This window comes from Clostridium thailandense (genome assembly GCF_019207025.1).
Lineage (GTDB): Bacteria > Bacillota > Clostridia > Clostridiales > Clostridiaceae > Clostridium_AM > Clostridium_AM thailandense.
This window is the reverse complement of record NZ_JAEEGC010000003.1, coordinates 1-25,977: the sequence shown is the minus strand read 5'-3', so window position 1 is coordinate 25,977 and position 25,977 is coordinate 1. Positions and strand designations below refer to the sequence as shown.

The 25,977-nt window shown below is 32.1% G+C and carries 22 protein-coding genes; 21 read left to right on the top strand and 1 reads right to left on the bottom strand.

Going from position 1 to position 25,977, the window contains the following annotated elements; all coding sequences use genetic code 11:
• Window positions 1-125: 125 nt before the first annotated feature.
• Window positions 126-1,913, top strand: coding sequence for an ATP-dependent metallopeptidase FtsH/Yme1/Tma family protein (locus I6U48_RS00540; protein ID WP_246615143.1), 1,788 nt, complete (start codon window positions 126-128; stop codon window positions 1,911-1,913).
• A 360-nt stretch (window positions 1,914-2,273) separates the two neighbouring features.
• On the opposite strand, the gene I6U48_RS00535 is transcribed toward I6U48_RS00540, so the two are convergent.
• On the bottom strand, window positions 2,274-2,948 hold the full coding sequence (locus tag I6U48_RS00535) for a cysteine hydrolase family protein (RefSeq protein ID WP_218318446.1): 675 nt from the start codon (window positions 2,946-2,948) through the stop codon (window positions 2,274-2,276).
• 417 nt (window positions 2,949-3,365) lie between these two features.
• Here I6U48_RS00535 and I6U48_RS00530 point away from each other — a divergent pair, with 417 nt between their 5' ends.
• From I6U48_RS00530 to I6U48_RS00435, 20 genes are all read left to right on the top strand, one after another.
• The gene (locus I6U48_RS00530) at window positions 3,366-3,854 is read left to right on the top strand and encodes a hypothetical protein (RefSeq protein ID WP_218318445.1); all 489 of its coding nucleotides are present in this window, start codon (window positions 3,366-3,368) and stop codon (window positions 3,852-3,854) included.
• Between the two features lie 5 nt (window positions 3,855-3,859).
• A complete protein-coding gene (locus tag I6U48_RS00525; RefSeq protein WP_218318444.1) occupies window positions 3,860-4,327 on the top strand; it encodes a hypothetical protein in 468 nt (155 codons plus the stop codon).
• Between the two features lie 87 nt (window positions 4,328-4,414).
• Window positions 4,415-4,549, top strand: coding sequence for an AgrD family cyclic lactone autoinducer peptide (locus I6U48_RS00520; protein ID WP_218318443.1), 135 nt, complete (start codon window positions 4,415-4,417; stop codon window positions 4,547-4,549).
• Between the two features lie 125 nt (window positions 4,550-4,674).
• Window positions 4,675-6,543, top strand: coding sequence for a sensor histidine kinase (locus I6U48_RS00515; protein ID WP_218318442.1), 1,869 nt, complete (start codon window positions 4,675-4,677; stop codon window positions 6,541-6,543).
• 175 nt (window positions 6,544-6,718) lie between these two features.
• A complete protein-coding gene (locus I6U48_RS00510) occupies window positions 6,719-8,221 on the top strand; it encodes a spore germination protein (protein WP_246615142.1) in 1,503 nt (500 codons plus the stop codon).
• A gap of 20 nt (window positions 8,222-8,241) precedes the next feature.
• A complete protein-coding gene (locus tag I6U48_RS00505; RefSeq protein WP_218318441.1) occupies window positions 8,242-9,342 on the top strand; it encodes a GerAB/ArcD/ProY family transporter in 1,101 nt (366 codons plus the stop codon).
• Window positions 9,339-10,616, top strand: a complete 1,278-nt coding sequence (locus I6U48_RS00500; RefSeq protein WP_218318440.1) for a Ger(x)C family spore germination protein — start codon at window positions 9,339-9,341, stop codon at window positions 10,614-10,616. The genes I6U48_RS00505 and I6U48_RS00500 overlap by 4 nt, the downstream gene beginning before the upstream one ends.
• A 194-nt stretch (window positions 10,617-10,810) precedes the next feature.
• The gene (locus I6U48_RS00495; protein ID WP_218318439.1) at window positions 10,811-11,764 is read left to right on the top strand and encodes an oxamate carbamoyltransferase subunit AllH family protein; all 954 of its coding nucleotides are present in this window, start codon (window positions 10,811-10,813) and stop codon (window positions 11,762-11,764) included.
• Between the two features lie 15 nt (window positions 11,765-11,779).
• Complete coding sequence (gene fdrA / locus I6U48_RS00490) at window positions 11,780-13,351, top strand: acyl-CoA synthetase FdrA (RefSeq protein WP_218318438.1); 1,572 nt, start codon at window positions 11,780-11,782, stop codon at window positions 13,349-13,351.
• 22 nt (window positions 13,352-13,373) lie between these two features.
• Window positions 13,374-14,789: a YlbE family protein gene (locus I6U48_RS00485; protein ID WP_218318437.1), complete on the top strand. Its 1,416-nt coding sequence runs from the start codon at window positions 13,374-13,376 to the stop codon at window positions 14,787-14,789.
• Window positions 14,790-14,804: 15 nt separating this feature from the next.
• Complete coding sequence (locus I6U48_RS00480; protein ID WP_218318436.1) at window positions 14,805-15,596, top strand: cyclase family protein; 792 nt, start codon at window positions 14,805-14,807, stop codon at window positions 15,594-15,596.
• A 76-nt stretch (window positions 15,597-15,672) separates the two neighbouring features.
• Window positions 15,673-16,356 carry a hypothetical protein gene (locus I6U48_RS00475; protein WP_218318435.1) on the top strand — a complete coding sequence of 228 codons (684 nt, stop codon included), beginning with the start codon at window positions 15,673-15,675 and terminating at the stop codon, window positions 16,354-16,356.
• Window positions 16,344-17,543 carry a thiolase C-terminal domain-containing protein gene (locus tag I6U48_RS00470; protein ID WP_218318434.1) on the top strand — a complete coding sequence of 400 codons (1,200 nt, stop codon included), beginning with the start codon at window positions 16,344-16,346 and terminating at the stop codon, window positions 17,541-17,543. The genes I6U48_RS00475 and I6U48_RS00470 overlap by 13 nt, the downstream gene beginning before the upstream one ends.
• Window positions 17,544-17,545: 2 nt before the next feature.
• Entirely contained in the window at window positions 17,546-17,887 is a 342-nt protein-coding gene (locus tag I6U48_RS00465; protein WP_218318433.1) for a Zn-ribbon domain-containing OB-fold protein, read from the top strand.
• A gap of 151 nt (window positions 17,888-18,038) precedes the next feature.
• On the top strand, window positions 18,039-18,875 hold the full coding sequence (locus I6U48_RS00460) for an FAD binding domain-containing protein (RefSeq protein ID WP_218318432.1): 837 nt from the start codon (window positions 18,039-18,041) through the stop codon (window positions 18,873-18,875).
• 2 nt (window positions 18,876-18,877) lie between these two features.
• A complete protein-coding gene (locus I6U48_RS00455; protein WP_218318431.1) occupies window positions 18,878-19,348 on the top strand; it encodes a (2Fe-2S)-binding protein in 471 nt (156 codons plus the stop codon).
• The gene (locus tag I6U48_RS00450) at window positions 19,348-21,687 is read left to right on the top strand and encodes a xanthine dehydrogenase family protein molybdopterin-binding subunit (protein WP_218318430.1); all 2,340 of its coding nucleotides are present in this window, start codon (window positions 19,348-19,350) and stop codon (window positions 21,685-21,687) included. Before I6U48_RS00455 ends, I6U48_RS00450 begins: the two co-directional genes overlap by 1 nt.
• 94 nt (window positions 21,688-21,781) lie before the next feature.
• Window positions 21,782-23,113, top strand: coding sequence for a uracil permease (gene uraA / locus I6U48_RS00445; RefSeq protein WP_218318429.1), 1,332 nt, complete (start codon window positions 21,782-21,784; stop codon window positions 23,111-23,113).
• A gap of 80 nt (window positions 23,114-23,193) precedes the next feature.
• The gene (locus I6U48_RS00440; RefSeq protein WP_218318428.1) at window positions 23,194-24,135 is read left to right on the top strand and encodes a 3-hydroxyacyl-CoA dehydrogenase family protein; all 942 of its coding nucleotides are present in this window, start codon (window positions 23,194-23,196) and stop codon (window positions 24,133-24,135) included.
• Window positions 24,136-24,267: 132 nt separating this feature from the next.
• A complete protein-coding gene (locus tag I6U48_RS00435) occupies window positions 24,268-25,965 on the top strand; it encodes a PucR family transcriptional regulator (RefSeq protein ID WP_218318427.1) in 1,698 nt (565 codons plus the stop codon).
• Window positions 25,966-25,977 lie beyond the last annotated feature (12 nt).

Here is a 25,977-nt window from a genome sequence, read left to right as displayed (position 1 = left end):
TAATAAATTAATAATATTTTATTTTTTTATAGATAAAAGTGGTTTTGTGAGTTTTGAAAGCAATAGCGGTTGTTATGGAAAATGTATGAAAAAAGAATGTTAAATATTTTTAGGGGGATATATTAATGAAAAGGAAAGATTTAAAACAGTATGTTATCATGTTACTAATACTTATGCCTTTGTTATCCGGTGTATTTTTCCTTGCGCAGAGTTCCGGCCCGAACTATAAAAATAACATAAGGCAACTTCAAAGTAGTATGGCATATAACTACGCAGATGCGGATGTTGGTATAAATACATTTAAGAATTTAGTGGAGGAAGGTAAAGTACAAACAGTTTATTATAATGAGGATGATTTTATTCTTATAGCTGAGGATAGGAGTAAAAATACATTTACCTTTGAAAATCCTAAAAATCCTCAATTTAGACAGTATTTAATGGAAAATAAAATAAAAATAGTAGAGACTTCTAATATTTTCAGTAAGATAATAGGTGCAATTGTAGTTGCTGCAATTGTATTAATAGTTTTAAAGTTAGTTAATGGTGTTCAAGGAAAAAGAGCATTTTCAGCGGAATTGGGAGGAGATTCAGCCGAATTTGAAGAATCAAAGGATGTTAAAGTAAGATTTAGTGATGTAGCTGGTAGTGAGGAAGCAAAGGAGAATATGAAGGATATAATTGAATTTTTAAAGGAGCCAGAAAAGTTTGAGAGCTTTGGAGCAAAGACTCCAAAGGGGGTAATTCTTTATGGTCCTCCAGGTACAGGTAAAACTCTTTTAGCTAAAGCATTAGCAGGAGAAACTGGAGCGGAATTTATACCAACTAGTGGCTCATACTTTGTAGAAAAATATGTAGGAGTAGGAGCTTCTAGAGTGAGAAAGTTATTCAATAAAGCACGAAAAAAATCTCCAGCAATAATATTTATAGATGAAATAGATGCTATAGGTGGTAAAAGAGGCGATGGACAAGGAACAAGTGAAGATGCCAAGACACTGAATCAACTTCTTGTAGAAATGGATGGATTTAAAGATAAGGAGAACATCATAGTAGTTGCAGCAACAAATAGGCTAGATATGTTAGATGATGCTTTGCTTCGTGCAGGAAGATTTGATAGACATGTTATGGTAGGTCTTCCAGACTTAAATGCAAGATTTGAAATATTAAAAGTTCATGCAAAAAACAAGCCTTTATCAGAAGAAGTAGATTTATTTCAAGTAGCTAAACAAACTGTTTATATGAGTGGTGCAGATTTATCGAATATAATGAATGAGGCATCTATATATGCTATTAAGGAAAACTGTAGTGAAATAATGTTAAGTCATATAGATAAAGCTATGAATAAAATAATAGCCGGTGATGAAAAGAAAGATAGATCTAATATATCTGATATGGAGAAAAAGATAACAGCATATCACGAGGCAGGACATGCTTTAATAGCTAAACTTCTAAATAAAGAAAGTGTACCTAAAGTATCTATAATTCCGACAACAAAAGGTGCTGCAGGATACACTATAATAAATCCAAATGAGAAAATGTTTCAAACAAAAAAAGAAATATTAAATAGAGTAAGTGGATTGCTAGGTGGAAGAGCTTCAGAGGAAATAATATTTGGAAAAGAAAATATTACAGGTGGAGCAGCTAATGATTTGCAGAGAGCAACTAGGATGGTAGTAACTTTAATAACAAAGTATGGTATGAGTGAAAAACTAGGACTTGTATGCTTTGATGATAGAGAGATATCCTTAGAGAATCAAATAATACTGGAGGAGACAAAACGAGTTTTAGATAAAATCTATAGTACAACTTTAAATTATATTTTAAAAAATAAGGATAAATTGAATTTAATTGCCGAGAAACTCTTGGAAAATGAAATTATAGATGAACAAGACTTGGATGCATTGATAGCAAGTTAAGTATCAAGTTTTACTCTCTATATAGGATTGCACGGCCGAAAATCAACTTACACTCCGGGATATGTTTCCAAGCTTCAGCACTATAAAAACTTTTTATCAATCTAAAGCTCAGTATTTTGAAAGTCTAAGAACTATTGATAAACTCGTGCCTCAAACATATCAACAGTCCTAAGACTTTCTAAAATACTTCGCTAAGATTGATTAAAAAGTTTTTATATGTGCTTTCAGCTTTGGAAACATATCCCTGTGTATAAGTTAATTTTCTGGTCTTGAAATCCTATAACAATAAAAAGTGCCGAAAGTAGACTTACACCTATGCATAAGCCTACCTGCGGCGCTTTTTACTTGTATGTACTAATATTAGTTTGAATTTATAAAATCAATACTATTAATAACAGATATATTATTTTTTTTGTATTTTTTTATAATGCTGTTCATTTTATTCATATCAAGTGTAATTACTCCATTTTCAATAACTGTAATTTTATAGTTACGGTTTAAGCCACCTTTTGCAGTTTTGTAGACGCACGTATTTGCATCTAATCCTACGATGTATAAGTTATTAATTTGATTTTTTTCTAAAAATTTTTCTAATTCTAAATTTGAAAATGCATCAGATTGTCTTTTGGAAAAAATGTTTTGGCTCTTCAATTTTAATCTTGAATCAAACTGAGTACCAGCGTGTCCACTAATAAGAATGCCTTTTGATAAAAGGATATCTGTAAGGCCATTTTTAAATTCTTGTCTTATGTAAATAACCTTATATTTTTTTTCTAGGGCAATATCAATAATACTATTAACATTATCAATGAATACTTCTGAATTACTATAGGGATAAGGCGATTTTGCATGCTTTCCTGTGAGATCTTCTTGAATATCTATGACAAGTAGAGCACTATTAGGGTTTTTGTAGTTAGCTATTTTCTCACCATGAGTAGGTAATAAATATAAAGCAATTCTAAACAATAAAGCAATACTTATTAAGGAAGAAAAAATTTCTACAAACAATTTTATTTTTATCTTTTTAAGTCTCATTTATTACATCTCCATCTGTCAATTTTTAAACTCTATTATGTTTATAAAAATATTAATATTATAATTATAGCACCAATTTAAATTCATGTTAAATTAACTCAGTTTAGATAAATTTATATGTTTCATTTTATTAGTTTATAGATGTACATCAACTGCATTAATATAGAAAGAAAAAAAGATAATTAGCAAATAATGAACAATATTGAACTAAGGATTTTGTTTTTTTATTTAAAAAAAGATATTTATTAAAAAAGTTGAAATAAATTAAAATATTAAGAAGGAATTATACATTTTATATCGAATAATACATTATATAGAAATTAAGTTAAAATGTATAATTGATGTAGAATTTTGTAGAAATAGCTTTTGATTTTAGTTGTTAGATTCGAGAAGGAAATTATGAAAGGATAATGAAAAATGTTAAGACTTACTTGGATAGAATTATTTTTAAGATCCATTCCAGAACTATTTGTTATAGTATGGGGAATACATGTACTATCTGAAAAACGTCTTAATATAAGAAATTACATATTTTCTAGTTTGATATTAGGCGTATTAACGTTTTTTGTAAGATGGCTTCCTATATATTTTGGAGTGCATATGATAATTAATATTATTCTTATTATAAGTATTATGATTATAATTGAAATGCCGATCATAAAAGCTGTAAGGAATACTTTAATAATGATTTTCATACTTTGTCTAAGTGAGTTTATAAATCTATTAATATTAAATTTACTAAAAATTGATACAAGCTTCAAATTTTTAAATCCTGTTATGAAATGTATACTGTGTAGTCCATCATTAATTGCTACATTAGCGTTTATTATAACAGTGCATTATTTATATAACAAAGAATATCCAAAAAGATGTAATAATAATTTAGGCATTAATGAAAGGATATGAAAGATATGTTGAAACTTACTTGGATAGAGTTATTTTTGAGAACTATTCCAGAAATGTTTATTTTTATATGGGGAATACATGTACTCTCTAAAAAATGCATCAATATAGGAAACTATATATTTTTTAGTATATTAATGGCTGTGATTATTTTTTTTGTAAGATGGCTTCCTATATATTTTGGAGTACATATGATAATTAATATTATTTTAACTATAAGTGTTGTGGTTATTATTGGCATACCCATAATAAAGGCTATATATAGTACTCTATTAATGTATTTTATACTTTCATTAAGTGAATTTATAAATATGGCAATATTAAATTTATTAAATAGTCAAACAAGTTTTCAACTCTCAAATCCGCTTATAAAGTGTGAGTTATTTAGCCCATCGTTATTTTCTACATTACTATTTGTTATAGTAATGAACTATTTGTCTAATATAAAGAACAGAGAGAAAATTTATGAAAAGTGAAAACTTAGTAAATTTGTTAATAATAAAATAAGCTTTAAAAACAAGGTTGACTTTGTTTTTAATATATATTTAAAGGAGATGGATATTATGAAAAACAAAACTAATAAGGTACTTGCTAAGATTACAGCGTATATGTGTACAAAAATGGCATTTTCAACTTCAGCATCGGCATGTTCTCTTAGTGCATTTCAACCAAAAGAACCAAAATGTCTAAAGAAGTAGTGAATTTAAAAAGACTTTATCTTTAGATTGCTTAAAGTAAAAATTATAAATTTATATAAGTTTATATAAGTTTATAATTTTTACTTTAAATTTATGTATTTATACTAGCATAAGGAGGTTTTTTTATGAAGGCCATCGCAGATAAAAATGAAAATAATTTATCTATAATGATATCCATTATAAAAATTGCAATAATAGTTTTTATTAGCATAATTATTTATATTAACTTACCTAAGTATTGGATTGATTTACATATAAAAAGCAATGGGGAATTCAATTTATATACTACAGCATTTTTTTTATGTATTACTGGATTATGTTATATAACATGGATGATAATTAATTGTAAGATGTTACAATCTTTCAATGTATTTAAGTTTTCTTGGCTTTTTGAAAATATTTTTTTTATAGCTATTATTTCTTTACCTATATATTTCTTTGCATCTTATGAGAGTGAATATAAATATTTGTTTCTATTATTAATAATATCTTCAGTTATTCAATATGGTTCTCGCTATGGCATTATAACTTCTCTTTTTTCTTCATTGTTTATATTGGGGGCAGATTTATTGTATGCTCCACTACAAAATGGGATTAATTCTCATTTTCAAAAAGATTTAATAATGGTAGGAGTATTTATTTTTGTTGCATGGGTTCTTGGATATTATGTGGATATCGAAAGAGAAAATAATAAAAGAAAAGATGAAACTCTTAGTTTATTAAGTACTGAATTAGAAGAACAAAACAGACAGCGACAAAATATGGAATCACTATTATTAAAAAACAAAATATGTTATGACATGTTAATTGAAAATTCATTAAATGCTATTATTGTACATGAAAAAGGAAGAATTATATATGCTAATGAAAGTGCAGCTAAATTACTTGGATATGAAAATCCAGTAAAATTAAATGGAAAGATATTTTATAGCCATTATACAAAAGATGATAGGTTTGACATTGAAAGTAGGTATCTTCATATTAGCAATAATGGACTATCAAAGATTATAGAAGAAGAAAACATACTAGATTCTAGAGGAATTCTCATTCCAGTTAGAAACACATCTTCTTTTTTCACTTATCAGGGAAAATCTTCAGTTCTAACATTTCTATTTGATATAACCTCGGAAAAAAAAGTAGAAACCTTGGAGCAGAGTGTGGAAAGAAATTTAAAATTACTCAATGAAACTAGAGAGTTTAACACTCTTATAACTGACTTTTTTATCAATATATCTCATGAACTTAAAACTCCTGTTAATGTTATTTATGCTGCCGTTCAGACCATAAATGTATACTTGAATAACTATGATTTTAAAAATATAAATAAATGTAAGTATTACTTAAGAGTGATGAAGCAAAATTGTTTGAGAATGATAAGGTTAATAAATAACCTTTTAGATATAACTAAATTTGATTCTGGATTCGCTAAGCTTAATAAAGAGAATGACAATATAGTAAATGTTGTAGAAGACATCACACAATCCATAGCAACTTATATAGAAAGCAAAGACATAGAACTTATATTTGACACGAATGTTGAAGAAAAAATTATGGCCTTTGACCATGATAAAATAGAGCGTATAATACTAAACTTAATATCTAATGCTGTTAAGTATAGCCATTCTAGTGGAAGAATATATGTCAATTTTATAGATAAAGGAACAAGTGTTGTTATTAAAGTAAAAGACGAAGGATCAGGTATTCCTAAAGATAAACTTGGTGTTATTTTTGAGAGGTTCGGACAAGCAAATTCTTTGCTTTCTAGAAAGTGTGAAGGAACTGGAATTGGATTATATTTGGTTAAATCCTTTGTTGAAATGCATGGGGGGAAAATAAGTGTTATAAGTGAAGAAGAAAAAGGAAGTGAATTTTCAATAGTTTTACCTGTAGAATTAATTGAAAATAAAAACAGTGATGCTTATGATAATAAGGCTTTTTCACAAAGTTATGTAGAGAGGATAAAGATAGAGTTTTCTGATATATATTCAGCATAAAGGGACGGTTGTAAGGATTAAACACCTTGCAGCTGTCTTTTTTGTGCAAAAAATCACATTAGTTTTTGTTTTAATCTAATGACAATTGCAAAATGGAAAATAGTATGTTTATTAAAAGCCTATTATACAAATACTATATTTAAAACTAGGGATTGTTAAGAAAAGAGGTTACAATATGTTAAACCAAAGTCCATTAAATCTTGAGAACATGGAAATTATGCTTTCAATTGATGAAAATTTACTTTTTTTAAAAAACCTCTTTGGAAATAGTATTGGTCTAAATGAAAGTAAATTTAAGATTTTAGGCGGGAATATAGAAACAGGGATAGCATATATAGAAAGCATTTGTAATAAAGAATTGGTAAGAAGACATGTAATGGATCCATTGCAAAATAGAACAATAAATTGTAATCTTCCAGCAAATGATATAGCTGAGGATATACAAGCATTTTATATTTCTTCAGCTAATATACGAAAAACTAATAGAATGAAGGAGCTAGTAGATGCAATACTTAGAGGAAATACATTGGTGTTTTTTGACAATAGTAAAAATGCACTTATTATTGAAAGTCGCGATGTTGAAAAACGATCAATAAGTGCTCCTGAAAATGAAGCTACTATTCTTTCAAGTAGAGAATCCTTTACAGAAGATATAGAAACCAACATCAGTATGATTATTAAAAGGATTCCTATACCTAATCTTCAATTTGAAACTTTTGTTGTTGGAAAACTTTCCCGTACAACGCTAAAGCTTATATGGATTAAAGATATAGCAAATTCTAAGCTTTTAAATGAAGTAGAAACTAGGCTTAGAAATATAGATATTGATATGGTAGAGGGGACAGGTGTTTTAGCTGAACTTATAAAGGATAAAGCAAAAGGCATATTTCCTACATATCAGCAAACAGAGCGTCCGGATATGGCTGCAAAGAGGTTATCACAGGGTCACTTTTGCATAGTTTGTAATAATAGTCCTTTTGCTATTATATGTCCAATAACCTTTTGGGATAATTTTAAGACTATGGATGACTATGCTGAATCACCTGCTGCTAGTTCCTTATTAAGAATTATTAGATTTATAGCTTTTGTAATAGCTGTTATTATATCACCACTATATCTTTCAGCAGTAACGTATAATCACACGGTAGTACCACCTTCCCTTGCTTTAAATATTTCAATTGGAAGAGAAGGAGTGCCATTTCCTACAATTATTGAGCTAATAGGAATGACCATTATTATTGATATAATTCGTGAGGCAGGAATACGTATGCCGGGAATGATAGGATACTTTATAGGAACACTTGGAGCAGTTATTATAGGTCAGGCTGCGGTAACTGCAGGATATGTAAGTGCATCTCTTATTATAGTAGTTGCTTTTTCTGCAATAGCTTCTTTTGCAATTTCGACAACTATAATAGTGAATCCATCAAGAATAATTAATTATTTTCTAATACTTTTATCTGGTTTCTTTGGTATGTTTGGATTTTTAAATGGAATTTTCATTATACTGTGGAGTATGGCAACCACAGAGTCTTTTGGAGTACCATATTTATATCCAATAGTTCCGATTGAGCTTGGTACTTGGAAGGATATATTTTTTCGAGGCCCTTATAACAAATTAAAAAAACGTTTAAATCTTGTAGCACCTGCAAACAATAATAGGATTGGCAATAAATAAAATATGGAAGGAGAGGCATTGTGGATTACAATAAATTTACAAGAGAGCAAGTGCTTTTTCTTACTTTCGCTGCTGGTTGCAGTAATATGGCATATACTTTCACCTGGGCCGTTTATTTATCAAAAAGAAGCAGCTGGATTGTATTAGCTATTGGAATTATGATGATAATCCCTTTTGCAGTAGGAATATTATATCTATGCAAAAATTATACCGGATATACAATATTTGATATTATAGATGAAGGTTTTGGTAGATTATTATATATAATGGTGATTTTATTTTATTCATTGATAACAATAGCTTTAGGAGCATACATATTAAATATGTTTGTTGGTTCAGTGAAAGTATATTTTTTGCCACATACACCTTCATGGATTCTAATGCTATTTCTTGTATTTATGTCATTTTTATTTGTGAACAATCGTACTTTGCTCTTTGGAAGAGCAGTGGAATTACTTACAATATGGTATATATTCAACTATTTTATAGGATTTTCTCTTTCATTTGTAAAGGAATTTAAAATCGAGAATGTTATTCCTATATTTGATACGACATTATCAGAATTTGGAGAAGGCATATTTTTCTCTATGGGAGCTGCATCGGAGATTTTGCTAGCTACAATGGTTATGGTTGCCCATATTCCAGCGCCTTATGAACATCGTAAGTGGATTGTGAGAGGAATTACATTATGGGCGTTCATATTAGCTTTAGCAGTGTTTATTATGCAAGGAATATCAGGCTATGAAATGTTATCACGTACCACTGAGGCGGGAATCGGTGTATCAAGAGCAATATATATAGGAGATTTTGTTAGAGGATTAGAGGTGTTTATTTTAGCCACTTATCAGCTTATTACCATATTAAAAATTTCATTATACATATATGGAATATGGATACCTATAAAGAAACTATTTAATCAAAAGTATTCTACTGTCATATTAGTTGTAATAACATTATTAATATTTATACCTTCAGTATGGTTAAATTCATCTAACAGTGCGTATTTTTTTTCCATATTTGCAAGTTATTTCGTAATTTTGCCCTTTGTAATAATTGTTATGCTGTTAGCTTGGTTAGGTATCCGTATTATAAAAAGAAGGTCTGGTGGTGGCTTAAATTGAGAAAAACAGGTTTTTTATTAATAGTATTAAGCACTATATTTTTATTTACTGGATGCTGGGATTATGCTGAGTATCAACAGATAGCTCAAATATATTCTATGGGCATAGATTTTGAAAAAGAAAATAATGACATAATAGTAACACTTCAATATATTTCAACAGGTAAAACACAAGGAGGAAAAGTAAGTGAGTCAATTACAGGAGCAGCTTATTCGGCTAAAGCGAAGACTCTTATAGATGCAGTAAATAAGTTGCAGGAGGCAACTCCAGGAAATTTGTTCTTTAGCTATCTTCAAGTTTTAGTTATTGGTGAAGATGCTGCAACTTACATATTAAAAGATATAATTAGTCATATTGAGCGTACTCCAAGTATTCGTAATTCTGCTTATGTAATCATTACACCTGGAAAGGCCGAAGGACTTATAAGCACCGTCGATCCTTTTAATCCGATTGCATCAGGTAAAAAGATACATAATTTATTAACTGGATACCCTAATGGAGGTTCTACCTTTCAAGTAACAATACATGAATTTATTCAAATGCTAGTTAAACCAGGAATTGAGTCTGTTGCTTCAAGAGTAGTGTCTACAGGTTATAAAAATAAAACGCTACAGGAGAGTGCTAAGGTCCTAGGTGGAACTCATGAGGATGTAAAATTTCACTTGCAAAATGAAGGCAATTTTAGAGCTTTCGGATTAGCTGCTTTTAAAGGCGACAAATTTGTTGGATGGTTAGACGATAATGAAAGTCTAGGTTTATCTTGGATAAAAGGAAAAAAGATTAAAACCTATAAAAGCACAAAGACGGATGAAGAAGTTAATTTCAGTACCTATTCAAAAAACATAACTTTTAATGCTGATGTGAAAAAAATACTATATTTTTATATAACAGACTCCAAAAGTAAGATAAAAGTTCAAATTAATGATAAGAATCCAGAAATAAATATTAATGTAAAAGTAGAAGCTGCTTTGAGAAAGTATTATACAGGCGAGGGCTCGGAGTACTTAACCCCTGATATAGTAAACTCAATGGAGAGAAAGCTGGAAAATAGTATAAAATCAGATATTATGACTGTAATTCAAAAATGGCAAAAGGAATTGAAAACAGATATATTTGGTTTTGGTTTTAATTTATATAGACAGCATCCTAAAGAATGGCATAGAAATTATGAAAATACATGGGAAGAGATATTTCCTGATATACCCATTAAGGTTAACGTAGATGCTAAGATTAATAATACAGGGACAAACATAAGAAGACTTTTTATAAAATAATTTTTTTGCCTATTTAATATATTTTAGCGCAAGTTAAGCTAATATGCTGTGAAGTATTAACAAATATGAGAATGAATCTTTATAAAGTTTACATAAAGTCATTTAGAAATAAGTGTGATAATATTACATTATAGATTTAGAAAAAATTACCATAAAACTAGTCTAAGAAGCCAAGGGGAAGGATATGACTACAAATGAAAGCAGTAGCTATTTGTGATATGTTATCAAGCAGAATTGATACTGGTTTAGTTGTAAAGGCTAAGGTACACTCTGTATTTAGAAATGCATGTAATCTTGTAACTGATCAAAATGAATTTATTACTATCTTAAATTCTGATAAAAATATTTGCCCAATGTCTGTTGTTATTGGTGAGAAAGAAAGTGTTGATTTTGCGAAGTTAGGCATTTCTCAAGGTATAGATGTTATATTACATAAAAAAAGAATTTGCAGCACAAGAAAAGAACTTTATGTAGATTTTAGCAATGCTAAAAAGTGGAATTCAGAACCAGATTTGAATTTTAGGCCTATTGACTCTATAAGTATTGAGAAAAATATTAAAATCTTAGAAAGAGGAATAAATACTTATGGAAGGTTTAGTTTTATAGCACCTTTACTTGTGTTTCTTGGAGAAAGCCACCAAAGCTTTAATATTAACATAAAGTATAAAGAAATATTAGAAGAAAAGTATAAGTTTATTACTGAAAGATTTCATGGATTTATAGATTCGGTAATACAAAATAATTTAAAAGAAATTTCCAGTTCTGCAAAAAAGCTTATTGGATTTGGTATAGGTCTTACTCCTTCTATGGACGATTTCATGTCTGGACTTATGATATCCCTTATATATTTAACTAAATATTATGGTTTTGAAATATCACAGGCTTATAATTTAAATTCTGGCATAATAAAATACGGACTAAATGGAACAACAAGAGTTAGCTCTGAAATGTTAACGTTCTCAGCAGTTGGTAAAAGCTCACAATTGGTTAAAAGTCTTATTCTGGATCTTTTATGTGAAAATGAAGATTATAAAATTCTTCAAAAAGTAAAAGGGGTTATAGATATAGGATCAACATCTGGAACAGATACACTTCTAGGTATTTATGTAGGCTTTAAAATTATAAATAACATACAATTTCGAAATTAAGGGGGGAGCTATAAAATGAAGCTTTGTGTAGATATTAGAAAAAACACATATTATGATTCCGTTGCTCTAATGGTTATTACAAAAGAAATAAAAAAATTGCCTTATGTTAAAGAAATTATAGTTGGTATGGGAACTGACCTAAATAAGGAATTAGCAAGTAATCTAAAATTGAGCAATGGTGAAATAGAAAGTTTAACACCTAATGACTTTTTTATAGCTGCATATGCAGATGATGAAGAAGATGAGGCAGCGAAGAAAATTATAAATAAGGTTGATGAACTTTTAAATTCAAAAAATGAAAAAGAGGAAGTAGAGGACGAGTATAAACCTAATACATTTAATGCTGCGCTCAAACATATGAAGGATGCAAATATGGTGATTATTTCGCTTCCAGGAAAATATGCAGCAGATGAGGCTAGAAAAGCTCTTAAAAATGGCCTTAATGTTATGCTTTTTAGTGATAATGTCACTTTAGAGGATGAAATAGAATTAAAAAAGATAGGCAGAGACAAAGGACTACTGGTAATGGGGCCAGACTGCGGAACTGCAATAATAAACCATGTTCCACTTTGCTTTGCTAATGTAGTTAGAAAAGGAGATATAGGAATTGTTGGCGCATCAGGCACAGGGACGCAGGAAGTTACAGTACTTATTGATAAACTAGGTGCTGGAATATCCCAAGCTATAGGCACTGGAGGAAGAGACTTAAAAAGTGATGTGGGCGGAATAATGATGATAGAAGCTTTTAAAGCTCTTATTGAAGATAAAGAGACAAAAGTGATTGTGTTAATATCAAAACCGCCGGCTCCTGAAGTTGCGAAAAAAATATTAGAGATGGTAGCGAGTACGAAAAAACCTATAGTTGTCGATTTTATAGGAGGAGACAGGAAATCAATAGAAGCAAGTGGAGCCTATGCATGTATAAGTTTAGAAGATGCGGCATATAAGGCTGTAGCATTATCAAAGGGAAATCCTGTACTTGATTATTGTGGATTTACAGAGTCAGAGGAAGAAATAGATAAATTAGTAGAAGAAGAGGCTGCAAGGCTTGATAAAAAGCAGAAATATATAAGAGCGTTATATACAGGAGGAACTCTAGCTGACGAAGCTATGAAGCTTTTGGATAAAGAAGGCTTTGACATATATTCTAATATTCCACTTAAACCTGAACTCAGACTTAAAAACATACAAAAAAGTGAAATGAACACATGTATTGATTTAGGCGACGATGATTTTACTGTTGGAAAACCTCATCCTATGATTGATCCTATGGGAAGAGTAGAAAGGTTACCCGAGGAAGCGGAGGATGAAGAAGTAGCTATAATGCTTATGGATTTTGTAATAGGTTATGGTTCACATGTTGATCCAGCAGGGGAAATGCTTCCAGGAATAATAGAGGCAAAGAAAAAAATGGAGAGTAAAGGTAAATATCTTAGTGTAGTGGGTTATATTTGTGGTACAGAAAATGATCCACAAAATTATAAAGCGCAAAAAGAAAAATTAGAAGATGCAGGAGTCATTATTATGCCGTCAAATGCACAAGCAGTTAGATACTGTGCAAAATTGATGAAGAGATTAACCAAATAAGATATAAAAGGAAGTGATAGTTTTGACTGCTATAAATGAATTGTTTAATAAAAATATAAAAGTAATAAATTTAGGACTAGAGTCTTTTTGCAAAGATTTAAAAGAACAATATGTGCCATGTGTTCATGTTAATTGGAGACCGCCAAGTGAAGCAAGTAAAGGACTTTCTCTGCTAGAAGATGAAGTTATAGCTGCTAAAATAGAAAAGGCCAATCAGGAAGCAATTGATAGATTATTAAGTGCTCAGCCCGTCCTTATTGGTGTAGGTAAAGCGGGAGAAGTAATACCAGGTATGACGAAAAAAACAATACTTCATGCAGGACCACCTATAACCTGGGATAGGATGAGTGAGCCGGTCAAGGGAGCTATAATCGGAGGGCTTATTTATGAAAATTTAGCAAAGGATGAGGAAGAAGCTTTGAAGCTTGCAGCATCAGGTGAAATAACCTTTGATTGCTGTCACCATCACTCGGCAGTAGGTCCGATGGCAGGAATAGTTACTTATTCGATGCCAGTATGGATTCTTCAGAATAAGACTTTTGGTAATTATGCATACTGTACTTTTAATGAGGGCCTCGGAAAAGTTTTAAGATTTGGAGCATATAGCAGCGAAGTACTTAATAGACTATATTGGATGGAACACTCACTTGCGACTGTGCTTAAAGAGGCAATGGAGATAAAAGGCAGTATAGATTTAAAAACAATAATTGCTCAATTCCTTCAAATGGGTGATGAAGGTCACAACAGAAATAAGGCAGCAACATCACTTTTATTCAGAGAACTTGCACCAGCCATAGTTAAAACTAACTTTTCTAATGAAAAAAAAGCAGAGGTTTTAACCTTTATAGACAAAAATGATCACTTCTTCTTAAACGTTTCCATGCCTGCTTGTAAGTGCAGCTTAGATCCGCTTCAGGATATTGAATACAGTACAGTAATATATACAATGTCTAGAAATGGAACTGACTTTGGAATTAGAATGGCTGGGACAGGTAAGGAGTGGTTTACAGCGCCTTGTGAAATGGTAAATGGTTTGTACTTCCCAGGGTTTGATGAAAGTGATGCAAATCCAGATCTTGGAGACAGCTGCATAACTGAAACAGCAGGAATAGGTGGTTTTGCTATGGCAACAGCACCAGCTATTGTTCAATTCGTAGGAGGTACTCCAAAGGATGCAGTTAACTATACCAATACTATGTACGAGATAACTTGCTCAGAGAATAATGCATATAGAATACCTAATATAGATTTTAGGGGAGTGCCTACTGGAATAGATATGAGAAAGGTTATAGAAACAAGAATACTACCTGTAATTAATACTGGAATCGCTTCTAATAAGGCAGGAGTTGGGCAGATTGGCGCAGGAGTAGTCAATCCACCAATGAAGTGTTTTGAAGATGCTTTGACAGATTTTATTAAAAAAAATAATTTATCATAGATGGAGGGTAATATTATGAACATTATTGATTATTTTAAAGGCGTACAGATGTATGATTTAACTCAAAAAATAAGTCATTTAACACCACCATGGCCAACCTATGAGCCATTAGAAATAAAGTTTTTTAAAAGACTTTCATCAAATGGTGCAAATGGTCAGGTATTAACCCATTCAAATCATGTCGGAACTCATCTTGATGGTTCCCTGCATTTCTGTACACATGGAAGAGATATAGCATCTATTCCATTAGAGGAACTAGTAGCACCAGGAGTGGTTGTTGATATTTCTGATATAGCTGAAGATTATGGTATTTACACTTCCAAGGATATTATGGCAAGAGCAGATGTTAGAAAAGGCGACATACTGATTATCCACACAGGATATCACAAGTATGCGTGGGATGAACCGGAGGCTGATGAAGAGAGAGTTATGATGAGACATCCAGGACCAACGAAGGAATTTTCAAAATGGTGTAAGGATATGCAGTTTAAATGGATAGGAGTTGACTGTGGTTCAGCAGATCATCCAATGAATACAAAAATTCGTGAATGGGCGCCAAAAGAGGCTAAAAAAGCGGATAAATATTTAAGAAATAAGTATGGAAAAGGCATTGTAGATTTTTGGCCAGATGAAGATTATCAGTTAATGCACTATGATTTATTCCCTGACAATATTGTTCATGCTGAAAATTTAGGTGGAGAAATAGACAAGGTATTAGGAAAGCGGCTAATAATAGGATGCTTCCCTTGGAGATTTGAAGGTGGAGAATCCTGTATAGCTCGTATAGTTGCATTTGATACAAAGTAGCAGGAATCCAAAAGTTATGCCTTTGAAATGACCTCTAAATTTAAGTAAAAAGTAAATTTTGAAAGGAAGTTTGAATATGATAGTTGATAAAATGGAACAAAGTTTAAGACCAGTGGAGACTCCAATGCCAATATATCCTTCAAAGTTCATAACCATGGCTAATGGACAAAAATTAGTAATTCGTCAAATAAGAAGAGATGAAGTACCTCATATATTAGAAGCTGTAAAACCTCTTATGACTGTTGAAAAAGATTTTTATGATATAGTCGCATCGAGAATATATTCAGAATTATTAGGTTACTATCGCTATAGAGTTAAAGATGAATATTGTTTAATTGGAACAATAGATGGAGTTATAGTAGGAATTGTTAATGGACGTATGGTGGATGAAAAGGTTGGAATGTCTTATCATACTATGACTTTAAAGCAGGGACTTAGAATTGGGGCACAATTGTTTGCAGCAAAAATGGAATATCATCTAGATATATTAAAACAAGAGGAAGTTTGGGTAGTTGCAGAAAGTCCAAATGGATTTAAGAGATGGATGATAGAGTATGAATTAGAATCAAGACCAGAAACTTGGCATGAGCTTGGAGGAGTTCCAACATATGTTTTGACTAAAGCATTATGGGAAAAACATAAGGGAGATAAGTTAGCTGGACGTCGTCCTGTTCCAGAAGCGTTGCTTAAAACTACAGAAAATCCAATCCTCCCTGAAACTTATGCTCAGATTCCAGGATATAAAAGATGCGAGAAGTAGGTATTGTAGGTGTAGGCCATACTAAATTTGGTAAAATGTCAGGGGGGACCTTTACCGACATGATTTGTATGGCGGCAGCTGAAGCTCTTGATGATGCTGGTGTAAAAACCCTTCCAGGAAAACATGGAATAGATCAGGTTTTTGTAGCTACAATGGGAGCAGGAATTTTAAATAAGCAGAGTGGTGTTGCATCAGCTCTTGTAGACACTTTAAACTTAAGACCAGCAATGGCAGAGACTATAGAAAATGGTCCAGCTTCAGGGGCCTCTGCTGTAAAATTAGGATATATGGCTATTGCTAGTGGTATGTGTGATGCTGTTCTAGTTGTTGGTGGAGAAATGATGAGGGTAGTAAGTGGATGGGAAGGTACGGACTTTGTTGCTACGATGCTCCATCCAGAAGCAGAATATGACTATGGTATAACGCTTCCTACACTTGCAGGAATGTTCACAAGATTGTGCATGGATAAATATGGAATAACAGAAAAAGACTTGGCAATGGTTTCTGTTAAAAATCATGAAAATGCAGTACACAATCCAGTGGCACATCTTCATACTGTACCTGATTTATATTCCATTACTGAGGATGAGGATGCAGGTATAATAAACCCTTATGTAGCTTCACCTTTAAGATTATATTCAGTTTGTCCAGTATCTGATGGAGCTGCAGCAGTTCTACTATGTGCAATGGATAAAGCAGATAGATTTGCTAAAAAACCAGTGAAAATTGCAGGAATCGGTCAAGCTACAGATACTCATGCAGTGGCGGAAAGAGAAGTACCTACAGATTTACTGGCAGTAAGACTTGCAGCACAGAAGGCATATGAAATGGCAGGATTAAGGCCTGAGGATATGGATGTAGCAGAATTGCATGATGCCTTCCAGATCCTTGAGATTGTGGAGTCAGAAGAAGTTGGTTTCTTTAAGAGAGGAGAAGGCCATATAGCAGTTAGAAATGGTGAAACAAAGATTGGTGGTAAGATTCCAATCAATACTTCAGGAGGCTTAAAAGCTAAAGGACATCCCCTTGGAGCAACGGGAGTTTCACAAGTAGTAGAAATTGTTAGACAGCTTAGAGGAGAAGCTAAAGGTCGTCAAGTTGAAGGTGCCAAGGCTGGCCTTGCAGTAAACTTTGGCGGTTTTGGTAATAATGTTGTGGCAACTATACTTACAAAGGAGGAGAATTAGTTATGGATGAAAAAATGTACGCTTATAAATGCACAGACTGCAGCGAACTTCATCATCCAAAGCATTTTGTATGCAAAAAGTGTGGAAATAGAGAGTTCGAAGAAGTCGTCTTAGAAGGCATAGTTACACTTTTAACCTATACAAAAGTATATAATCTTCCAGAAGGATATATGAAACCATACTTATACTTTGGAATCGTGAAATTTGAAAATGGAGTTACTGTAAGTGGCCAACTCGAAGTAAGTGAACCAACTATAGGCATGAAGCTTAAGTCAAATGTAGGAGTAATTAAGGAAGGTACTAATAGTGATCATTATGGATTTATATTCGAAGAAATAAAATAATTTGTATTTATTAGAATAAAATAAGCAAATTCTTAATATTTTATATAAAAATCATAAACACCCCAATAATACAGCTTAGTATTGCGAAAATACACCGTATTGTAGGGGTGTTTTTAAACAAAACTTAAATTAAATATGGGAGGGAATTTAATTGCAACAATTCCAGTATTTAAAGCCCAAAACATTAGAAAAAGCATTGAAATTAGTCGATAAGTATAGAATGGATGCAAAGATTTTAGCAGGAGGAACAGATGTAATAGTTGGTCTAAAAAGCAATGCTATACGTTGTAAATATGTTATAGATGTTAAAGGTATAAAAGAGTTAAAGGGTATTTCCTATAGTGACAAGGAAGGTTTATCTATAGGAGGAGCAGTAGCTTTAAACGATATGATTGAATGTGATAAGATAAAACCTAGTCAACAAATATTAATTGATGCTGCTAAGACACTTGCAAACGTTTTAATAAGAAATAGAGCGACATTAATTGGAAATATATGCAATTCGTCACCGGGAGGAGATATGCTGCCAGTTTCACTTTTGCTTGAGGCAAAGGTTTACGTATCTTCTATAGATGGTAACAGGGAAATAGAACTTAAAGATTTTTTTACAGGGGTCAAGAGAAATGTATTAAAGGAAAATGAAATAGTAACTAAAGTTTTATATCCACCAATTAAAGGACAAGGAATATTTATTAAAAGATCAAGGATAAAAGGACATGATCTTTCACAAATAAGTGTTGCAGGATATTTAAAAGAGGATGGAAGCTTAAAGTTTTCCTTAGGAGCAGTAGCACCTACTCCTATATTAGTTGATGACTTTGAAAACTATAAAAATAGGAAGATTGAAGGAGACATAGAAAAAATAGCAGATAAGGTCATGAGTAAAATTAATCCTATTTCTGATGTAAGAGCTACAAAAGAATATAGATTAGCAATGGCTAGGCATCTTACTTGCGAAATTGCTAAGCAATTAGGAGGGGGAAAATAAGTATGATGGAGAAGCTACATTTATTTGTAAATGGCGAAGAAATTTTTGAGGAAGTGCCTCCAAACAGTACTCTACTGTGGTTTTTAAGAGAAAAATTAGGGTTAACGGGAACAAAGGAAGGCTGTGGTGCAGGAGAATGTGGCGCTTGCACTGTAATTTTAAATGGAAAAGCAGTAAATTCCTGTTGTGTATTGGCATTAGAAGCTGCAGAAGGGCATGTACAGACCATAGAAGGTGAAGCGAAAAATGGAAGATTATCAAAACTTCAAAAAGAATTCATAAAACATAATGGATTGCAGTGTGGTTTCTGTACTCCCGGGATGATAATGTCTGCTAAAGCTCTTCTAATAAAAAAGCCTCACCCAAATAGAGATGAAATTAAGGAAGCTATGCAGGGAAATCTATGTAGATGTACCGGCTATGAAGCAATTATTGATTCAGTAGAAGCAGCTTCAAGGGAGTGTGAAGAATAATGGATTATAATTATATAGGAAAAGGTATCCCTAGGCTGGACGGAGTTGAAAAAGTTACAGGAGAAGCTGAGTATGTTCAAGATATGTCTTTTAATGGAATGTTATATGCAAGAATTAAAACCAGCCCTTATGCTCATGCATTAATTAAAAAAATCGATGTAAGTAAAGCTAAGGAATTACCAGGGGTTAAAGCTGTGCTAACAGGGGAGCAGGCTTATCAGAAACTTGGAATATATATTGTAGATAAACCTATTTTAGCTGTAGATAAAGTAAGATATTTTGGTGAAGCAGTAGCTGCAGTTGCTGCAATAGATATAGATACTGCAGAAATGGCAATTGAACTTATTGAAGTCGAATATGAGCCGTTGCCAGTATTACTTGATGTTGAGGAGGCTGTAAAGTCTGATGCGATATTAGTTCATGAAGATTTAGGAAATTATAAGACTATTCCTGATACCTTCTTTCCAGAGGCAGGTACAAATATTTCAAATCATTTTAAGTTAAGAAAAGGAAATATAGATAAAGGTTTTGAAGAGTCAGATCTGATAATTGAAAACAAGTTTTATGTACCACAAATACTTCATGTTCCAATGGAAACTCATGCTGTTATTGCAAAATGGGGAATAGGAGACAAAATAAAAATTTGGAGTAGTGCTCAATCTCCTTATACGATACGTAATCTGTTTAGTATTGCATTAAATGTGCCAATTCAAAATATTGATGTTACTATACCATATATAGGCGGTGGCTTTGGTGGTAAGGCAGGAATCCATTTGGAACCATTAGTTGCACTTCTCTCAAAGGCAGCAAAGGGAAAACCAGTAAAACTTGTAGCAACAAGGGAAGAGGAAATATCGACATTACCATGTAGGCAAGGGTTAGCTGCAAAAATAAAAACTGGAGTTAAAAAATCAGGAAAAATCGTAGCTGAGGAAATTGAATATCTTTGGGATGCCGGAGCTTATGCTGATTATGGTGTTAATATTACAAGAGCAACAGGCTATTCTGCTGTAGGTCCTTATGAAATAGATAATGTTAAAGTTGACTCTAAAACTGTTTATACAAATCATTTGTTCGGCACTGCTTATAGAGGATTCGGACATGCTGAAATTTTCTGGGCTATTGAAAGACAAATGGAACTTGTAGCAAAGAAATTAGATATGGATTCATTGGAATTTAGGCTAAAAAATCTATTAAAACCGGGGTCTATCACTATAACCGGTGAGCCAATTTATGAACAATCAGGTAATGTTATTAAGTGCCTTCAAACTGTTGCAAATGGAATTGGATGGGGAAAGCCTAAAACTGAAGAGGAAAAAGCATTAGAAAAAAAGAGTGGAAAATATAGAGGAAAAGGCATAGCTGTCTTACATAAGGCACCTGCAATGCCAAGTAATGCAGCTACATCAGCTATTATTCAGATGAATGAAGATGGATCAGTAAGATTTAATGTTTCAGGTATAGATATGGGTCAAGGAGCATATACAGCAATGGCTCAGATTATTGCAGAGAGACTTCATATACCTATAGAGAAAGTTCATGTAGTTTTTGAAACAAATACTGATGCCGCAACCTATGACTGGCAGACTGTTGCAAGCCGTATGACAATACTTGCTGGCAATGCAGTAATTGAAGCCTGCAACGATATGGAAGAGCAGATTTTTGAAATGGGGGCTATTGTGCTTCGTGCAGCTAAACATGATTTAGCATTGGGGGATCAATGTGTTTATATAAAACAGTTCCCAGAACAAAAATTATATTATAATCAAATATCAGTTGGATATACCTATCCAAATGGAAATGGAATTGGTGGTCCGTTAATTGGAAGAGGTAAGAGTATTGCACAAGGATTAACAATTTTAGATAAGGAAACAGGACAGGGAAGACCAGCATTAGATTGGACTTTTGGTGCTCATGCCATGGAGGTTGAAGTTGATAAAAACACAGGTGACACAAAAATATTAAAGATTGTAACTGCTATAGATCTCGGTAAAATTATGAATGAAATGATTGTCAAGGGGCAAATTATTGGTGGAATAGTTCAAGGAGTAGGAACGGCTATTTCCGAAGAATTAAAATATAACGAGGAAGGCAAGTTATTGACAAGGAGCTTTGTAGATTATAAAATACCAACTATGCAAGATCTGCCAGATGTGATAGAAGTTCATTGTATAGAAACACCTCAACTTGATGGCCCATATGGTGCCAGGGGATGTGCTGAGCACCCAATGATTTCAATTACTTCAGCAATGGGAAATGCAATAGCAGATGCCACAGGAGTTGAATTATTTGAAACACCTTTCACTGCAGATAAAGTGTACAGAGCCTTAAATAAATAGACAGGAGCCTGACCTTCGATTAATTACAGTGCAGTTAAGTTTTTCCACCTTGCTGTACTGTATTTAAATAAAAAGAAATGAGGAGAGTGAATTAATGAGGCGTGTCGTAGGAATTCACGAAAAATTACCAATTGTTGAAACTATTCCGCTTAGTTTTCAGCATCTAACAGCTATGTTTGGGGCAACTATTCTTGTACCATTACTTTTGGGCATAAATCCTGCAATCTGTTTGCTGATGAATGGTATTGGAACTCTGATTTATTCCTACGTAACCAAAGGTGGTATTCCGGCGTATTTAGGATCAAGTTTCGCATTTATTGCACCTACTGCTTTAATCATTGGGTCTTTTGGTGGGGTTAGTCATGCTCAGTCAGGATTTATTTTCTTTGGATTGTTTTTTGTGGTAATGGCATTTGTTGTGAAAAAATTTGGAATCAGATGGATCGATGTTGTAATGCCTCCAGCTGTTATGGGTGCTGTTGTAGCTATTATAGGACTTGAACTTGCTCCAACTGCAGCAACACAAGCAGGACTCGCACCTGCAGCAACAGCAGTTGGTAAAATTGTTGAGCCTTATGTTTCAAATCCACGAGTTATCACAGTAGCTTTATTTACATTAGCTGTTGGTATATTTGGCTCTGTACTTTTCAGAGGTTTTGCTCAGGTAATTCCAATACTGATAGCTGTAATTTGTGGTTATATACTTGCTTTTTCTATGGGGATGGTAGACACTTCTGTAATAGCGAATGCTAAGTGGTTTTCTATACCAACTTTTTCTGCACCTGCTTTTGATTGGAGTGCAATTGTCATCATTGCACCGGCCTGCTTGGTTGTTCTTGCCGAGCATATAAGTCATTTAATTGTTACAGGAAAAATAACTGAATCGAATTTATTAGAAGATCCAGGCCTTTACCGTTCACTTCTTGGAGATGGTATTAGTAATATACTTTCTGGATTTACAGGATCTACGCCAAATACTACTTATGGGGAAAATATAGGAGTAATGGCTATTACGAGAGTTTATTCTGTATGGGTAATAAGAGGGGCTGCAATAATTGCTATTGTTCTATCCTGTATAGGTAAAATTGCTGCTGCAATACAATCTATACCTGGACCGGTTATGGGAGGAATTACAATGCTTCTCTATGGAATTATAGCTGTTCAAGGTATTAGAATGTTTGTTGAACAAAAGGTTGATTTTAGTGTGAATTATAATATGGTTTTAGGAGCAGTTACTTTTGTAGTAGGAGTAAGTGGAGCTTCAATCAATTTAGGTACAGTACAATTGAAAGGAATGGCTTTTGCTGCGGTAGTTGGAGTTCTGTTATCAATTATTTTCTATATTTTAGGCAAGTGTGGAATAATGAATGAAGAATATAAGATAAGATTTGATGAAGATACTTCTAGTAATAACAATAAGTCATAAATATTTTGGAGTAACGCCATTTTATGGTGTTATTCCTATTTTAACCGAAAGCAATGATCTATTAGAAGGAGATGATAGCTGTGAATATTAGAACTGTATCGGTAATTGGTATAGGAACCATAGGCTGTGGAATAGCATTACTTTGTGCAAAATCAGAACAAGATGTAATTATCTATGATAAATCTGATGCAACTTTAGATAAAGGATATAAAAACATGCAATTAAATTTAAATTCGCTAAGGGATGAAGGCAAGTTAAAGGACAAAGAGAATGAAGATATTCTAAATAGAATAAAGCCAGTACATACAATTATAGAGGCTGTTAAGAATACAAATTTAGTTATTGAATGTATAGATGAAAATATAGAATTAAAACAGAAAATTTTTGAGGTTTTAGATGATCTTTGTCCTGAAAATGTAATTTTGGCTACTTGTACCTCTGGACTGCTGCCAACAACTATAGCTAAAAATACAACTCACCCTGAGAGAATAGTTGTTGCACATTTCTGGAATCCACCTCATTTAATTCCTCTGATAGAAATAGTACCAGGTGAAAAAACATCAGAGGAGACAATTGATATAACTGTAGATTGGGTTAGGTCTATAGGTAGAGAACCTATTAGTATGAAAAAAGAATGTATAGGCTTCATTGGAAATCGTCTTCAACATGCATTACTCAGGGAAGCATTATATATAGTAGAACAGGGTTACGCAGAAGCGGAAGAAGTTGATAAAGCGATTGAGTTTGGATTTGGAAGAAGACTTCCTGCCACGGGACCAATATGTACTGCTGATTTAGCAGGACTTGACGTAATATATTCTGTATCCTCATATCTGTCTAAGGACCTCTGTAATTCACTAGAACCTTCTAAACTAATAAAAACGAAAGTTGAAAATAATGAATTAGGTGCTAAGAATGGACAAGGGTTTTATAATTGGACTCAGGAAGCTTTGAAAAAGAAGAAGATGGAACGTGAAGAAGTTCTAGCATATTTTCTAGAAAAGGATAAAGAAAAGCTATAACTATACTGCGGAGATAAAAATCTCCGCAGTATAGTTATTATTTAGACTTAGAAGTGTGTAATATATCAGAAGAAAAAATAGTAAACATATAAGAGGAAAATAATCTAAATTCAGTTTTGAAGGAGTGGTATTTTGTATAATTATTTTGGAATTTCTTTAGAACAGCTTTTAGAAAATAATATGCTTAAAGGCACTAAAATTTTGGCTGGTAGATCAGGGATATCAAGAAGAATTACAAATGTTAATGTTATGGAGGTTCCAGATATTATAGGATGGGTAAAAAAAGGAGAATTTCTAATTACTACAGCTTATTCAATAAAAGACAATATAAGTGTACTGCTTGAACTTATTCCTAAATTGAATGAAAAGGGAGTAGCTGGGCTTGGAATCAAAGTTGGAAGATATATAAAGGAATTGCCACAAAGTATTATTGATTTAGCTGAGGAGCTAAGCTTTCCTATAGTCCAAGTTCCCTTTAATCTTTCGCATACAGATGTAATTTCAATTATTCTAAATTTAGTTATTGAAGAACAAATGGGTATACACCTGAAGATTGAAAAATTCATAAGTGAAGTAATGGATATAATGGTGAAGGGAGGAACTCTAAAAGAAATCGCTGGGAAATTATATGAAAATATAGGGCATCCATTAGCTATATATGAGAATATAAGTGACAGCTGTGAAATTATTTTGGATATAGATAGTAATATCTATGATCAGGTTGTAAATAGAGGATTAATTGATAAGTTTATTAGTGAACAAAGAACTGCCAGATCTAAAAATCTAAAGAATGAAGTTGATGGAACTTATAATGAGAGCATAGACAATATTAATGGAAAAAGTATCAGAAGAATAAATGTTCCTATCGTCATTGAAAAGGTAGAGTATGGGTATATTTTTATATGGATAGATGACAAAGAGTTAGGTCTATATGATAAATTACTTATAGAGTCTTATGTACATATTATAGCATTAAATTTTGTAAAAAGATTATCTATATCAAATATGGAGAGTAAATATAAAATAGAGTTTTTCAATAATTTATTAAGCAATGATGAAAATAGGCAAAATGAAGCTATTGAAAGTGCTAAAACTTTTAATTTTAAATTAGGATTAAAGTATACTGTGTTAGTAATATACTTCTCAGAATATTTTGAAAAGAAAGATATAGGTCAAGATAAATCTAATTTTAACAAAAATATTATTGCAAACTCTATAGCTGTTATCGATAGGATTGCTAGAGAGCAAAAAGAAGCAATACTATATGTGGATAAAAGTAGTAGTATTGTCATATTGTATGGAAGTGATCCGGCAGAAAAACCTGAATTAATAAAGAAAAAAGCTATATATTTTTGCAAAAGAATAGAGGCAGAAATATTAAAAAGATTTAAGGAGCAAAAGCTTAAAATAGGAATCGGACGACCTTATATAGATATGACAAGACTAAATAAAAGTTATGAGCAGGCCAAGATCATAGTAGAAAAGATTAACAAGCCTTATATTAACAATATTTTACATTATGATGATTTGGGATTATATACAATTTTATGTTTTGATGGTATACAAGGAGAACTTGTAAGATTTTGCAATGATACAATAAATCCAATTGTAGAATATGATAAATTAAATAATACCGAATTAATTAAAACACTAAAGGTCTATTTTGATTGCAATGGTAACATGAGAAAAATATCTAAAGTAATGTTTATGCATTATAATACCATCATATATAGAATACAAAAAATAAAAGATATTACGGGTATTGATTTTGAAGACAGTGACAGCAGATTAAAATTTGAACTGGCGTTGAAGGCTTTGGAACTAATATAGATACTTACGGCC